The organism is Bacillus basilensis (assembly GCF_050630465.1).
Classification (GTDB): domain Bacteria; phylum Bacillota; class Bacilli; order Bacillales; family Bacillaceae_G; genus Bacillus_A; species Bacillus_A basilensis.
Window position 1 is genome coordinate 351,044 of sequence record NZ_JBNTQO010000002.1, and the last position, 14,983, is coordinate 366,026.

General features: G+C 35.5%; 14 protein-coding genes. 10 read left to right on the forward strand and 4 right to left on the reverse strand.

Features of this window, described 5'->3' with window-relative positions; all coding sequences use genetic code 11:
• Positions 1-2: 2 nt before the first annotated feature.
• Positions 3-182, reverse strand: coding sequence for a DUF5325 family protein (locus ACQVV1_RS05330; protein WP_000400129.1), 180 nt, complete (start codon positions 180-182; stop codon positions 3-5).
• 140 nt (positions 183-322) lie between these two features.
• Between ACQVV1_RS05330 and typA the strand changes: the two genes are divergently transcribed.
• The 3 genes from typA (at position 323) to ACQVV1_RS05345 (ending at position 2,911) form a co-directional block, all read left to right on the forward strand.
• The gene (gene typA / locus ACQVV1_RS05335) at positions 323-2,167 is read left to right on the forward strand and encodes a translational GTPase TypA (protein WP_063223158.1); all 1,845 of its coding nucleotides are present in this window, start codon (positions 323-325) and stop codon (positions 2,165-2,167) included.
• A gap of 151 nt (positions 2,168-2,318) precedes the next feature.
• Entirely contained in the window at positions 2,319-2,621 is a 303-nt protein-coding gene (locus ACQVV1_RS05340; RefSeq protein WP_063223159.1) for a YlaH-like family protein, read from the forward strand.
• Positions 2,622-2,635: 14 nt separating this feature from the next.
• A complete protein-coding gene (locus ACQVV1_RS05345; protein WP_063223160.1) occupies positions 2,636-2,911 on the forward strand; it encodes a hypothetical protein in 276 nt (91 codons plus the stop codon).
• 35 nt (positions 2,912-2,946) lie between these two features.
• Here ACQVV1_RS05345 and ACQVV1_RS05350 read toward each other — a convergent pair whose 3' ends face one another.
• Complete coding sequence (locus ACQVV1_RS05350) at positions 2,947-3,147, reverse strand: YlaI family protein (RefSeq protein WP_060632065.1); 201 nt, start codon at positions 3,145-3,147, stop codon at positions 2,947-2,949.
• 145 nt (positions 3,148-3,292) lie between these two features.
• On the opposite strand from ACQVV1_RS05350, the gene ACQVV1_RS05355 reads away from it, so the two are divergent.
• Complete coding sequence (locus tag ACQVV1_RS05355; protein ID WP_063223161.1) at positions 3,293-3,748, forward strand: pyridoxamine 5'-phosphate oxidase family protein; 456 nt, start codon at positions 3,293-3,295, stop codon at positions 3,746-3,748.
• Positions 3,749-3,994: 246 nt separating this feature from the next.
• A complete protein-coding gene (locus ACQVV1_RS05360) occupies positions 3,995-5,323 on the forward strand; it encodes a PhoH family protein (protein ID WP_000358079.1) in 1,329 nt (442 codons plus the stop codon).
• 47 nt (positions 5,324-5,370) lie between these two features.
• Here ACQVV1_RS05360 and ACQVV1_RS05365 read toward each other — a convergent pair whose 3' ends face one another.
• Entirely contained in the window at positions 5,371-5,868 is a 498-nt protein-coding gene (locus tag ACQVV1_RS05365) for a molybdopterin-binding protein (RefSeq protein ID WP_242252060.1), read from the reverse strand.
• Positions 5,869-6,018: 150 nt separating this feature from the next.
• On the opposite strand from ACQVV1_RS05365, the gene ACQVV1_RS05370 reads away from it, so the two are divergent.
• The 3 genes from ACQVV1_RS05370 (at position 6,019) to pyc (ending at position 11,393) form a co-directional block, all read left to right on the forward strand.
• Entirely contained in the window at positions 6,019-6,306 is a 288-nt protein-coding gene (locus ACQVV1_RS05370; protein WP_000135695.1) for an Fpa/YlaN family protein, read from the forward strand.
• 125 nt (positions 6,307-6,431) lie between these two features.
• Positions 6,432-7,613: a putative lipid II flippase FtsW gene (gene ftsW / locus ACQVV1_RS05375; RefSeq protein ID WP_242252059.1), complete on the forward strand. Its 1,182-nt coding sequence runs from the start codon at positions 6,432-6,434 to the stop codon at positions 7,611-7,613.
• A 333-nt stretch (positions 7,614-7,946) separates the two neighbouring features.
• Positions 7,947-11,393 carry a pyruvate carboxylase gene (pyc, locus tag ACQVV1_RS05380; RefSeq protein WP_098555035.1) on the forward strand — a complete coding sequence of 1,149 codons (3,447 nt, stop codon included), beginning with the start codon at positions 7,947-7,949 and terminating at the stop codon, positions 11,391-11,393.
• An 80-nt stretch (positions 11,394-11,473) separates the two neighbouring features.
• Here pyc and ctaA read toward each other — a convergent pair whose 3' ends face one another.
• Positions 11,474-12,409 (reverse strand): heme A synthase, encoded by a 936-nt coding sequence (gene ctaA / locus ACQVV1_RS05385; protein WP_063221194.1) that lies wholly within the window; start codon positions 12,407-12,409, stop codon positions 11,474-11,476.
• A gap of 498 nt (positions 12,410-12,907) precedes the next feature.
• Here ctaA and ctaB point away from each other — a divergent pair, with 498 nt between their 5' ends.
• Complete coding sequence (ctaB, locus tag ACQVV1_RS05390) at positions 12,908-13,831, forward strand: protoheme IX farnesyltransferase (RefSeq protein WP_063221193.1); 924 nt, start codon at positions 12,908-12,910, stop codon at positions 13,829-13,831.
• Between the two features lie 93 nt (positions 13,832-13,924).
• Positions 13,925-14,974, forward strand: a complete 1,050-nt coding sequence (coxB, locus tag ACQVV1_RS05395) for a cytochrome c oxidase subunit II (protein WP_000745271.1) — start codon at positions 13,925-13,927, stop codon at positions 14,972-14,974.
• Positions 14,975-14,983: the final 9 nt, after the last annotated feature.

Sequence of the window (14,983 nt, forward strand, 5' to 3'; positions counted from 1 at the left end):
CGTTATTGCGATTTACGCATTTTTCTTTTTGTTACAAAACCGTATCCAACTGTAACAAATGTGCCGATAATGCAAATAATAATACCGATGGGACTATTTTCAGCAACCATAATGCCGATACCGATTAAGAAAATAACACCGATAATTGCAGTTAATAAAAAGCGATATTGAATGTGTTCCATTTCTTCACCCTCCAATCTCATTTTACTTTCACAAAAGTAAGAATACAACTATATTTTCATTCTTGATTTTATTTTAATTGCTATTGTATCCCCTTCGCTCTTATAATAGAGAAGGATTAAAAAGACATTAGGAGTTGGACATGTTGAAAAAACGACAAGATTTACGTAATATAGCAATTATTGCCCACGTTGACCATGGTAAAACAACACTTGTTGACCAGTTATTACGTCAAGCGGGGACTTTCCGTGCGAACGAACATATTGAAGAACGCGCAATGGACTCAAACGATCTAGAAAGAGAACGTGGTATTACAATTTTAGCGAAGAATACTGCGATTCACTATGAAGATAAACGAATTAACATTTTAGATACACCTGGTCACGCTGACTTCGGTGGAGAAGTAGAACGTATCATGAAAATGGTTGATGGTGTTCTACTTGTTGTTGATGCATATGAAGGCTGTATGCCACAAACACGATTTGTTTTAAAGAAAGCTCTTGAGCAAAACTTAACTCCAATCGTTGTTGTAAACAAAATTGACCGTGACTTCGCTCGCCCTGATGAAGTAGTTGATGAAGTAGTTGACTTATTCATCGAACTTGGTGCAAACGAAGATCAATTAGAGTTCCCAGTTGTATTTGCATCAGCAATGAACGGAACAGCAAGCTTAGATTCAAATCCAGCAAATCAAGAAGAGAATATGAAATCATTGTTTGACACAATTATTGAACATATTCCAGCACCAGTTGATAACAGCGAAGAGCCACTTCAATTCCAAGTAGCACTTCTTGATTACAATGACTATGTTGGTCGTATCGGGGTTGGCCGCGTATTCCGTGGTACAATGAAAGTAGGACAACAAGTTGCATTAATGAAAGTTGACGGAAGTGTAAAACAATTCCGCGTAACGAAATTATTTGGTTACATTGGATTAAAACGTCAAGAAATTGAAGAAGCAAAAGCTGGAGATTTAGTAGCTGTTTCAGGTATGGAAGACATTAACGTAGGTGAAACGGTATGTCCGGTTGAGCATGAAGAGGCTTTACCATTATTACGTATTGATGAGCCAACACTACAAATGACATTCCTTGTAAATAACAGCCCATTTGCAGGTCGTGAAGGTAAATTCATTACATCTCGTAAAATTGAAGAGCGCCTTCGTTCACAGTTAGAAACAGATGTAAGTTTACGTGTAGATAATACAGATTCTCCTGATGCATGGATCGTATCTGGACGTGGGGAACTACATTTATCTATCTTAATTGAAAACATGCGTCGTGAAGGTTATGAGTTACAAGTATCTAAACCAGAAGTAATCATTAAAGAAGTTGATGGCGTAAGATGTGAGCCTGTAGAGCGCGTACAAATCGATGTACCTGAAGAATACACTGGTTCTATTATGGAATCTATGGGTGCACGTAAAGGTGAAATGTTAGATATGGTGAATAACGGAAACGGTCAAGTTCGCCTTACTTTCATGGTTCCAGCACGTGGTTTAATTGGTTACACAACAGAATTCTTAACATTAACTCGTGGTTACGGTATTTTAAACCATACATTCGATTGCTACCAACCAGTACACGCTGGACAAGTTGGTGGACGTCGCCAAGGTGTTCTAGTTTCACTTGAAACAGGAAAAGCATCACAATACGGTATTATGCAAGTTGAAGACCGTGGTGTAATCTTCGTTGAACCAGGTACAGAAGTATATGCTGGTATGATCGTAGGAGAACACACTCGTGAGAACGACTTAACAGTTAACGTTGTGAAAATGAAACAACAAACTAACATTCGTTCTGCAACGAAAGATCAAACTTCAACAATGAAAAAACCACGCTTAATGACTTTAGAAGAGTCATTAGAGTACTTAAACGATGACGAGTTCTGTGAAGTAACTCCAGAATCAATTCGTTTACGTAAAAAGATTCTTGATAAGAGCGAGCGTGAAAGAGCTGCTAAGAAAAAGAAATCTGTAGAAGCGTAAAGAATAGAACAGCTACCTTAAATTAAGGTAGCTGTTTTTTGTATTTATTTTTAGAATATTTACTCTTTTTAGTGGACAGTATTTTTTTCGCGGGTTACTCTTGTATTAAGTACATAAAGAAATTTTGTTTTTATGAGAAGGGGGATAAATAGTGTTAGAAAGAATGTCATTTTTTGCGAAATTATGTAAAGTTGATGAAAACCCAGAACTAGGGATGTGGTTACTGTATGGCATCATTATTATATTAAGTGCACTTGTGTATAATTTAGGTTTTGCAAGAAAACTATCAATAATAAAAAATATAGTGATATATATATCGTTAGCGATAGGGTGTACAGTGTTAACTTTCTTTGCAGTTTTTTTACCTGTTGGGGAGGGGCTTGTTGTAGCGGCAATTGTACTTGGGATTTATAGGTTGCGTTTACATCAAGCAAGACAACAAAAAGCAGGATGAGGAGGCAAAATTTTATGCGTTCAGTACAAGATGCATTATATAATTGGTTAACAATTAAAACAGTTGCAGAAGCACGTCCGGATGATAGTGCTGCAAAAGAAACGTATTTGTTATTTCAAAATATGATATATGAAGAACACAAATTGAGGAATGTGGAAGTTAAAAAGAACGAGGAAATGTATTTGATTACATATGAAATGAATGGAGAAAGAAAATCTGCAAGGTTTCCGTTAGAAGCTATTGATTGTTTCTTGGATCAGATGAATCGTGAGCCTGAAAAATATAAATAAGTCCTTATCTATATGATTAAGGACTTATTTATATTTTACCAATCGTCTTCGACTTTTTTATCACGGTATAATCGGAAACTACCACTTGCATGACGTTCCATCGTACGTTCTGCAATTCGTTCCGAACATTCCATGCACATATATGTATGAATAGGGCGATTACGCAGTTTTTTTGCCATAGGATTTTCATCATCTAACATATCTTTTTTATCACAAATCATACATTTGACTCTCATGTCGTCACCTCAATACGAATTCTATCAGTATAAGTATATCATGGAAGTGTAATGTTTTTGAATAATAGCGGGAAAAAATAATATTTTCGCAATTCGAAAAATAAGTTATGATAAGGATATATTAAGTATATTTGGAGGTGGAAATATGGCGAATGTAGTAGAGCCTACATTAACAGATGATTTAGTACAATCGTTACGTAAAGAGTGTATTGTTATGGTAGCAACAACAGATTTTGAAAAACAAGTTCCTAACGTAAGTGCTATTTCTTGGGTGTATGCAGTGAGTAAAACTAGTATTCGATTTGCAGTAGATCAACGTTCACGTATTGTGGAAAATATGCGGCATAGTACAGGGGTGGTATTGACTATAATGGCGAATGATTCCGTATTTTCCATAAGTGGTGCAGGTGAAATTTTGACTGATAGAATGGAAGGCATTCCTCTAAAATTAACTGTAATAGAAGTAAATGTACAAGAAGTACGTGATGTTATGTTTTATGGTGCAAAACTTGCAACTGAACCAACATATGAAAAAACATATGATCTTCGGGCAGCAAAAAAGCTCGATAACCAAGTGTTAGTAGGAATGAAAGAATTATAAATGTGATAAATAAGAAAGCCAGTTAGTAACTTTTGTAATTAGTTATTGTGATTTTATGTTAATAATTATAATTAAAAGTAATATATTGAATAGAAATGAATAAAAAATAAATAAAAGGTTTAATGGCTATAAATTTCGATTCTACCTCGTTTATACGGTACATATAATTATAACAATGGTTCGTCCATATTTTTTGGATGAAACCCTTGTTCTACAAATTTAAAAGTGGAGTCAGGGGGTAACAGGTTGGATAAAATTTATGTGTTAGATACGAATGTACTTTTGCAGGATCCTTTATCTATTTTTTCATTTGAAACCAATGAAGTAGTGATTCCAGCAGTTGTATTAGAAGAGGTTGATTCGAAAAAACGTTATATGGATGAAGTAGGACGAAACGCTCGTTATGTATCTAAGTTAATAGACAAATTTCGTGAAATAGGAAAGCTGCATGAAAGTATTCCGCTAGAAAACGGCGGTACATTTCGTATTGAATTAAATCATCGTTCATTTGTTCAACTACAAGATATTTTTGTAGAAAAAACAAATGATAATCGAATTTTAGCTGTAGCAAAAAATTTATCTTTAGAAGAACAAGAAAAAGAGGACGGGAAGTCTGTTATTTTAGTAAGTAAAGACGTGCTCGTAAGGGTAAAAGCTGATGCAATTGGTTTGAAGGCGGAAGATTATTTAAGTGATCGTGTAATTGAAGTAGATAATATATATTCAGGATTTTTAGAAGGGTATATATCAAAAGAGCAATTGGATTATTTTTATGAAAAAGGTGAATTGCCTTTATCTGAAATTGCAAATCATCCTTTTTATCCAAATCAGTTTGTAGTAATGAAAGATGCATTAGGCGGATCTAGTTCAGCACTTGGCATTGTGGATCACTTAGGTAAGAAGGTAAAGAAACTTATTTTTCACAATGAACAAGTATGGGGGATACGACCACGAAATGTGCAGCAAATTATGGGATTAGAATTATTACTTCGTGAAGATATTCCGCTAGTAACATTAACAGGGAAAGCAGGTACAGGAAAAACATTACTAGCGTTAGCTTCAGGGCTTATGCAAACGGAAGATTTAGGACTATACAAAAAACTACTCGTTGCAAGGCCAATTGTTCCAGTCGGAAAAGATATCGGTTATTTACCAGGAGAAAAAGAAGAAAAGTTAAGACCGTGGATGCAACCGATTTTTGATAATCTAGAGTATTTATTTAATACGAAAAAGCCAGGAGAGTTAGATGCTATTTTAGCTGGAATGGGTTCGATTGAAGTAGAAGCTCTTACGTATATACGCGGAAGAAGTATTCCAGATCAGTTCATAATAATTGACGAAGCGCAAAATTTAACGAAGCATGAAGTGAAAACGATATTAACAAGGGTAGGAGAAAAAAGTAAGATCGTACTAATGGGAGACCCTCAGCAAATTGATCATCCGTATTTGGATGAATATAATAACGGTTTAACATATGTTGTAGAGAAGTTTAAAGAGCAACGTATTAGTGGTCATGTAAAGTTTGTTAAAGGGGAGCGATCTAATTTAGCTCAACTAGCTGCAGATTTATTATAAAAAGGAGTGAGCCGAGGCTCACTCCTTTTTTCTTTCAAGTATACACTTTAAATAATTGTAAATGTACGGATGTTACGGATTGGATTTTGTCTATTAGATCCATCATTGTAATATAAATGAACAGGTCCATCTTCTTTTAATGGTTTTCCTTCTTTTGAAAAACCAAGAATAGCATCTTTGACAGTTTCTAGTGGAAGCGTTATTGTATGATCTGCTGTTTCAATCTCGACTTGCGTAGCGTCATCTGAAATTTCGGCGTTAGCAAGAAAAGGATGGAATGGTATACCGAACGTTCCAGTAATTAACTGTTCTTTTTTATATTTCTTTACACTTTGTTGTATCGGCGGGAAGGCAGCACCATCACGGATTTCGCGATCCCAATGTTCTGAAGTGTTTTTTAAATAAGCTTCTAGTTCTGAAGTGTTTTCTCTCGTTTCATCAAAGTAAGTTGTCAAATCTACTTTTCGATCATCAAAGATCCAAACGGTTGGATCGATAGTGATTGGAAAACGAACTTTTCCATTGATAAATAAAATTTCGCTCATTGTTGTTCCCCCATTTGTGTTATACTCCCACTTTTCAGTATAATAGTATTAGACACTATTGTCACAAAAAATGTTTCTATTGCAATTTATTAAAACTATCGCTAATATTAATAGATAGGAGAGAGTAGGACGGAAACGGAGGGAATCAATTTGGCGTCTGAGACAGTATCAAATCATCAGGAAAAGGCACTAGCCCTTCTACAAGCGGATGCGGAGAAGATTTTAAGACTTATTAAGGTGCAAATGGACCATCTTACAATGCCGCAATGTCCATTATATGAAGAAGTGTTAGACACACAAATGTTTGGACTATCCCGCGAAGTCGATTTTGCAGTTCGCCTTGGTCTTATTGCAGAAGAACAAGGGAAAGCAATGTTAGGAGAGCTTGAACGTGAGTTATCTGCACTTCATGAAGCATTTACAAATAAACAACAATAACGGGTTCAAATAAGGGGGCTCAAACTGAAAAAGTTTGGGCTTTTTATTTGTATAATAAAGCAGGAAGAATCAATGTACATATGGAATACAACAATAATTAAATTGAAACAGAGAGAGGAAATGAAATGAAAAGAGTATGGAAATCAATGGATTATTCATTATTACTTCCTCTTGTTATCTTATGTGTGTTGGGAGTTATAATGGTATATAGTTCTAGTTCCATTGTCGCGATTTCGTCGAAAAATAACTGGCCAGCAGATCACTTTTTTAAAAAACAATTAGTTGCTCTTGCTATTGGAACGGTAATACTTGTGATTGTAGTTATAATCCCTTACAAATTGTGGAGGAAAAAAATAGTTCTTGCAGCGATGGGGTTAGGAAGTATTGGTTTACTAACAGCAGCTTTCCTTTTCGGTAAGGTAATCAATGGTGCAAAAGGATGGATACTAGGTATACAGCCAGCTGAGTTTGTAAAAATAGCAGTTATTATTACGCTAGCAAGTTTTTTTGCTAAGAAACAAGAGAGGCAAACCCCTTTTTTTCAAGGGATAATACCTCCCTTATTTGTTGTCGGTGGATCGATGGTATTAATTTTATTACAAAATGACTTAGGGACTGACATATTAATAGGTGGAACAGTGTTAATTATGTTCTTCTGTTCAGGAGTTAATGTTAACTTGTGGATAAAAAGATTTTTATTAACATCTGTCGTGTGGATTCCAGCGTTGTATTTTATTGGAAACTATAAATTGAGTCAATACCAAAAAGCGCGATTTTCAGTTTTCCTTGATCCATTTAGTGATCCACAAAAGGATGGATTTCAATTAATAAATTCATTTGTTGGAATTGCCTCAGGTGGGTTAAATGGTAGAGGATTAGGAAATAGTATACAAAAGTATGGCTACTTACCAGAGCCGCAAACGGATTTTATTATGGCGATTATATCTGAAGAACTAGGTTTTATAGGTGTAGCTATCATTTTAATCTGTTTACTACTTATTATCATTCGTTCGTTTAGAGTGGCACAAAAATGTAAAGATCCATTTGGAAGTTTAATTGCAATCGGAATTGCAAGTTTAATTGGAATACAAACATTTGTTAATGTTGGTGGTATGTCTGGATTAATACCGCTTACAGGGGTACCTTTACCGTTTATTAGTTATGGTGGTAGTTCTTTATTGGCTAATCTAATCGCGATGGGTATATTATTAAATATTGCTAGTCATGTAAAACGAAAAGAGAAACAGCAAAATGAGGAAATGAAAGAAAGAGAACAAGATGGACCACGTCTTGTAGTTGTAAAATAAAAAACACATTGTGCTTTAGAGCGCGATGTGTTTTTTATTTTTTAGAAATATTAAATATGATACATTAATTGGTATTTATAATAAAAAATATATCACATTAAATCAAATGTGATATACAATTAAGTTGTTAGAAAAGGAAGAGGTATGCTATACTATTTTTGTGAAACAAATTCCACAGAAAACTTATCATTTGTTAAAAAATAAGGTATGATGGATAAAAATAAAGTGAAGCTTTCTAAGTATAATATAATGTAGAAAGTGAAGAACTTCACGCTCTTTAGGGTGTGTATATATTTTATCTCTAGAGTGGTAGGAAAGTAGAGGGGGAAAATCATGACAAAGCTGCAACGTATTCAAAAAGTATTGGTAGCTAACCGTGGAGAGATTGCAATTCGTGTGTTTCGAGCTTGTTCGGAGCTTGGATTAAAAACAGTTGCAATCTATTCTAAAGAGGATAGTGGTTCTTATCATCGTTATAAAGCCGATGAATCCTATTTAGTTGGGGAAGGGAAAAAGCCAATTGATGCTTATCTAGATATTGAGGGCATTATTGAGATTGCGAAAAGTAATCATGTAGATGCAATTCACCCTGGATATGGTTTCTTGTCAGAAAATATTCAATTCGCAAAACGTTGTGAAGAAGAAGGAATTATCTTTATCGGTCCAAAAAGTAAGCATTTAGATATGTTTGGAGATAAAGTGAAAGCAAGAACACAAGCGCAGCTAGCACAAATTCCAGTTATTCCTGGTAGTGATGGTCCAGTAGATTCGGTAGAAGAAGTTAAAGAATTTGCTGAAAAGTATGATTACCCGATTATAATTAAAGCTTCCCTTGGTGGTGGCGGCCGTGGTATGCGTATTGTACGTACTAGTGAAGAATTAAGAGAATCGTATAATCGAGCGAAGTCAGAAGCGAAAGCAGCCTTTGGTAATGATGAAGTATACGTTGAAAAATTCGTTGAAAAACCTAAACATATAGAAGTTCAAATTTTAGCAGATGAAGAGGGAAATGTTGTTCATTTATACGAGCGAGATTGTTCTGTACAACGTCGTCATCAAAAAGTTGTAGAAATAGCACCAAGTGTATCACTTTCAGATGATTTACGTCAGCGTATTTGTGATGCTGCTGTTAAGTTAACGAAAAATGTAAATTATTTAAACGCAGGAACAGTTGAATTCCTTGTGAAAGATGATAATTTCTATTTCATTGAAGTAAATCCGCGTGTTCAAGTAGAGCATACAATTACAGAAATGATTACAGGAGTTGACATCGTTCAATCACAAATTTTAATAGCTGATGGACATGCATTACATAGCAAATTGGTAGGTGTTCCAAAGCAAGAGGAAGTTGTTGTACATGGATTTGCAATACAATCTCGTGTAACGACTGAGGATCCACTAAATAATTTCATGCCGGATACTGGAAAAATTATGGCATATCGATCAGGTGGTGGCTTTGGAGTTCGTCTTGATACAGGTAATAGTTTCCAAGGTGCTGTTATTACACCGTACTATGATTCTTTACTTGTAAAAGTTACAACATGGGCGCTTACTTTTGAACAAGCTGCTGCAAAAATGGAACGTAACTTAAAAGAATTCCGTATTCGTGGTATTAAAACTAATATTCCATTCCTAGAGAATGTAGTAAAACATAAAAACTTCTTATCAGGGGAATATGACACTTCATTTATTGATGCGTCACCTGAATTATTCTTGTTCCCGAAACGTAAAGACCGCGGAACGAAAATGTTAAATTACATCGGGACAGTAACAGTAAATGGCTTCCCGGGAGTAGGGAAAAAAGAGAAACCAATTTTCCCGGATGCTCGTATACCGAATGTATTACACTCAGAGCCGATCCAAAATGGAACGAAACAAATTTTGGATGAGCGTGGAGCAGACGGATTAGTAAAATGGGTACAAGATCAAAAACGTGTACTTTTAACGGATACAACATTCCGGGATGCGCATCAGTCATTACTTGCAACGCGTATTCGTACAAAAGATTTACATCAAATTGCAGAGCCGACAGCGAGAATGTTACCGAATTTATTCTCAGCGGAAATGTGGGGCGGTGCAACGTTTGATGTTGCATATCGTTTCTTAAAAGAAGATCCATGGGAACGATTACTAGATCTTCGTGAAAAAATGCCAAATGTTTTATTCCAAATGTTACTTCGTTCTTCAAACGCAGTTGGTTACAAAAACTATCCGGATAATTTAATTCAAAAGTTTGTGGAGTGTTCTGCTCAAGCTGGAATTGATGTGTTCCGTATTTTTGATAGCTTAAACTGGGTAGAAGGTATGAGAGTTGCAATTGATGCTGTACGAGATACTGGTAAAATTGCAGAAGCAACGATGTGCTACACAGGGGATATTCATGATCCGTTACGTAGTAAATATGATTTAAATTACTATAAAAATTTAGCAAAAGAATTAGAAGCATCAGGAGCTCACATTTTAGGTATTAAAGATATGGCGGGCTTACTAAAACCAAACGCAGCATATGATTTAGTTTCAGCATTAAAAGAGACGGTATCGATTCCGATTCACCTGCACACACACGATACGAGTGGAAATGGTATATTAACGTATACGAAAGCAATTGAAGCAGGTGTTGACATTGTCGATGTAGCAGTAAGTTCTATGGCTGGGCAAACGTCACAGCCAAGTGCGAACACGCTATACTATGCGTTAGGTGGAAACGAAAGACAGCCAGATGTTAATATAGATTCATTAGAAAAACTATCTCATTACTGGGAAGATGTACGTAAATACTACGCACCGTTTGAAAGTGGTATGAATGCTCCTCATACAGAGGTATATATGCACGAAATGCCAGGCGGACAGTATAGTAATTTACAACAACAAGCGAAAGCGGTTGGCTTAGGAGATCGATTCGATGAAGTGAAAGTAATGTACCGCCGTGTGAATGACATGTTTGGTGATATTGTTAAAGTAACGCCATCATCTAAAGTTGTCGGTGATATGGCATTATTTATGGTTCAAAATCACTTAACAGAACAAGATGTTTTAGAGCGTGGGCATTCTATGGACTTCCCAGGGTCTGTCGTTGAAATGTTCTCAGGAGATTTGGGGCAGCCATACGGTGGTTTCCCGAAAAAGTTACAAGAAATTATTTTAAAAGGGAAAGAACCATTAACAGTAAGACCAGGTGAATTATTAGAGCCAGTAGATTTCGATGCGTTAAAAGAAGAGCTATTCCATAAACTTGGGCGCGAAGTGACGATTTTTGATGTCGTTGCATATGCATTATATCCAAAAGTATTTATGGATTACGAAAAAGTTGCTGAGCTTTATGGAAGTGTATCTGTGCTTGATACACCGACATTCTTCTATGGTATGAGACTTGGTGAAGAAATCGATGTGGAAATTGAGCAAGGTAAAACATTGATGGTTAAACTAGTGTCAATCGGAGAGCCTCAGGCAGATGGAAATCGTATTCTTTACTTGGAGTTTAATGGTCAACCACGTGAGATTGTTGTGAAAGACGAAAGTGTGAAAGCAACAGTTGCACAACGTGTGAAAGGAAACCGTGAAAATCCAAACCACATTAGTGCAACAATGCCAGGAACGGTTATTAAAGTCGTTGTAAAAGAAGGCGATGAAGTGAAAAAAGGCGATTCTATGGCAATTACTGAAGCGATGAAAATGGAAACGACAGTTCAAGCGCCGTTCAATGGTAAAGTGAAAAAAGTATATGTTAACGATGGAGATGCAATTCAAACGGGTGACTTACTCATTGAATTAGATCACTAAAATAGAAAAGAGCTGTGGAAATGCAGCTCTTTTTCTTTATTGTAAAAAAATACCTTGCCAATTCGGCAAGGTATTTTAATTTATTTTGTTTGTTTAGAAGTTGATTCAGCTTCTTTTGCATTCACTTTACTTCTTGTTCCTAACATAACTAAATAGCATAGTACAGCAAACAAGCAAGAAATGAATAGGGAATGTAATAATGCCATTGCTAAACTAGCATTTGTAAATACGACTAAAATTCCTACTATGGCTTGAAGTGTAACAAGGATAAATGAAATGATCCATCCCCAGTATACGACAGGCTGCTGCTTGTAATGGCGAATAGCGAGAATCATCGCGTATAGTATCCAAACAAAGATTAACATGGCTGCCAATCTATGTCCCATTTGAACCCACTCATGTAGTTGAGTCGGCATAGGTCTATTTTTGCTACATAAAGGGAAGTCTGGACAGGCTAAGCTAGCTCGTTCGTGACGTACTAAAGCTCCTGTGTAGACAACGAGATAACAGTAAATTGTTACACCATAAATATGAAATTTCATTTTTTTGTCCATAATAAGTGAACGTGCATCAAATTTCTGGTCAATTTCAAAGATGAGACACGTTAATAAAATGACAGAAGCAAATGAAATTAAGGAAATACCAAAATGGATAGCAAGTACAGCTGGCATTTGCCCCCAGACAACTGCAGCGGCTCCCATTAATGCTTGTGCAACTAAAAATACGAAGGATAAAATTGCTAACGTTTTTGTTTCGCGCACATGTTTATAATATTTCCAGGACAAAATACAAAGGAGAGTGACAAGAATTCCTGCTGATCCTGATGTAAGGCGGTGACTTAGTTCAATAATAGTTTCCATTGATAAATTAGATGGAACAAATTCACCGTTACAAAGTGGCCATGATTTACCGCAGCCTTGGCCGGAACCTGTTTTTGTAACTAAAGCGCCTCCTAATAAAACTATTAATAAATCAAGACTTGTAATGACTGCTAACCATTTAATAAAGCGTTGCAATCTCTTTCACCATCTTTCTGCTATGAAGTTATTGCGAAATATTTTCATTCCATTATGTATAGAATAAAACGCGCTAGTTCCTATGATATATAAAAAATAATAAAATAGCAAAGAAATGGCGGGTGTAGACAGGGGAGAGAAAATCGGTGTGGAAATAGAATGTATAAGGGAATTTTTGGTTGAAAAACAGGCTATTTTGAAAAGAAATGGGGAGAATACGTGTTAAATATGACAAAAAAGTTTATTATAGAAGGTAACATCATGTTATGATAAGGATAAGTCAGAATTCAGTTTTTTATATTCGACACAAAAAGTTCATGTTTTCTTCACAAAATGTTCGGGAAATATGATTTAATATATTGGAGTATGGGCGTAGATTAGTAGTAGAATGGGTTAACAATATTTCTACTGTAATAATATTGCTATATAAAAGCGAATTATTTCATTCGAAATAGACGCAAAAAAGAAAGATGAAAGTTTTAAGAGGGGGTTAAAGTGATGAACCATGCAACAACTGAGCTGCATGATGAGTCTGCTGTTACAAGCGTACCGGAAACAACTCGGCTACAAGATTTAAAAGCACTCGTTAAAATGGGGATTGTAAACTCAAATACACTTACTGTATTTACAGGATTTTGGTTGGCGTTACACTTTAATGGATTAAGTGTAATGGATAATCTGGATAAGCTATTTTTTACAATCGTTGGTTCTGGATTAGTTATGGCAGGGGTATGTTGTTTAAACAACTACATTGATCGAGACATCGATCCATTAATGGAAAGAACAAAGACCCGTCCAACGGTTACTGGAAAGTATAAACCAGGATTTGCACTTACATTTGGATTAGTTATATTACTTCTTGGGTTTGTATTTTTATTATTAACAACACCAATGGCAGTATTAATGGGATTTATTGGTGCTTTCACATATGTTGTTCTATATACTTTATGGACAAAGAGAAAGTATACACTAAATACTGTTGTAGGTAGTATATCTGGGGCAGTTCCACCTTTAATTGGATGGGCAGCAATCGATCCATCTTTAGGCCATCCAATTGCTTGGATGCTATTTTTAATTATGTTTATTTGGCAAATCCCACATTTCCTTGCATTAGCGATGAAACGTGTTGATGAATATCGAAATGCAGGAATTCCAATGCTTCCTGTAGTTCATGGATTTGAAATTACGAAACGCCAAATTATGATTTGGACAGTATGTTTATTACCACTACCATTTTATATGAGTGGACTAGGGATAACATTTATGGTAATTGCAACATTGCTTAACATCGGTTGGATCGTTTTAGGATTTTATGGCTTCCGTAAGCAAGATGACATCAAATGGTCTGTACAAATGTTTGTTTATTCCCTAAATTATTTAACAATCTTATTTGTATTAATGATTGTAGTTACATTCTTCTAAGACAACGACATAATTGGATTTCTTTACGTTGAGATTTACTTTACTTAACTATAAAGTACAATCTAATTCACAAGGAAAGTGGGGGTTGTTTGTATGAAGAAACAGTGGCGACTGCTTTCGTTCGTTTCACTGCTGGCTTTACTGTTAGGGGGATGCGGTAAAGCCTTTCAATCTACTTTAATTCCGCAAGGAGAAGTAGCAAAAATGCAATATGATTTGCTCTTATTAGCGAGTGCAATCATGGTAGGAGTAGTACTAGTAGTTACTATTATTTTCTTGTATGTAATTGTGCGTTTCCGACAAAAGAAAGGTCAGGAAGATTATATTCCAGAGCAAGTTGAAGGGAATCACAAGCTAGAAATTATATGGACAGTTATTCCGATTATTCTTTTACTAATCTTAGCTGTTCCGACGGTTACATATACATTCAAACTTGCTGATGTAAGTGCGATGGAGAAAAAGAATATTGATAAAGATACTATCGTTGTTGATGTAACAGCGAATCTTTATTGGTGGGAATTTTCTTATAAATCAGAAAAAATAGTAACTTCTCAAGATTTAGTCATCCCCACAGGTAAGAAAGTGTATTTGAATTTGAAGGGTGCCGATATTAAACACTCATTTTGGGTTCCGTCTTTAGCTGGAAAAATGGATACAAATACAGACAATGTGAACAAAATGTGGTTAAAGGCAGATAAATCGGGCACTTATAATGGTTTTTGTACAGAATTTTGCGGCCCATCACATTCTTTAATGCAATTCAAAGTGAAAGCTTTAGATGAAAGCGAGTACAAAAAGTGGCTTGCTGATATGAAGAAGATTGATGGGAAGAAAGAAGTAGCTTCAACAAAGGCGCAAGAGGGCCAAGAAATATTTAATAAAAGCTGTATTGGTTGTCACGCAGTAGGATCTAATGATAGTAGACCACCTTCCGCTCGTATCGCACCAAACTTAGCAAACTTTGCGGATCGCGATACAGTTGCCGGCATTGCCGAAAACAATGAAGAAAACTTAAAAAAATGGCTGAAAGATCCTGAAAATATGAAACCAGGAAATAAAATGACTGGTAAATATGGCAACTTAACGGATGATCAAATTGATGCATTAAATGCATACTTACAAACGTTAAAAGTTGAAAAGTAAAGAGGGATT

What these genes read in the sequence shown, in the direction of transcription:
- typA (WP_063223158.1), top strand. Translation starts at nt 323, where the DNA reads ATGTTGAAAAAACGACAAGATTTACGTAATATAGCAATTATTGCCCAC.
- ACQVV1_RS05355 (WP_063223161.1), top strand. Translation starts at nt 3,293, where the DNA reads ATGGCGAATGTAGTAGAGCCTACATTAACAGATGATTTAGTACAATCG.
- pyc (WP_098555035.1), top strand. Translation starts at nt 7,947, where the DNA reads ATGACAAAGCTGCAACGTATTCAAAAAGTATTGGTAGCTAACCGTGGA.
- ACQVV1_RS05365 (WP_242252060.1), bottom strand. Translation starts at nt 5,868, where the DNA reads ATGAGCGAAATTTTATTTATCAATGGAAAAGTTCGTTTTCCAATCACT.
- ACQVV1_RS05350 (WP_060632065.1), bottom strand. Translation starts at nt 3,147, where the DNA reads ATGAGAGTCAAATGTATGATTTGTGATAAAAAAGATATGTTAGATGAT.
- ACQVV1_RS05330 (WP_000400129.1), bottom strand. Translation starts at nt 182, where the DNA reads ATGGAACACATTCAATATCGCTTTTTATTAACTGCAATTATCGGTGTT.
- ACQVV1_RS05345 (WP_063223160.1), top strand. Translation starts at nt 2,636, where the DNA reads ATGCGTTCAGTACAAGATGCATTATATAATTGGTTAACAATTAAAACA.
- ftsW (WP_242252059.1), top strand. Translation starts at nt 6,432, where the DNA reads ATGAAAAGAGTATGGAAATCAATGGATTATTCATTATTACTTCCTCTT.
- ctaB (WP_063221193.1), top strand. Translation starts at nt 12,908, where the DNA reads ATGAACCATGCAACAACTGAGCTGCATGATGAGTCTGCTGTTACAAGC.
- coxB (WP_000745271.1), top strand. Translation starts at nt 13,925, where the DNA reads ATGAAGAAACAGTGGCGACTGCTTTCGTTCGTTTCACTGCTGGCTTTA.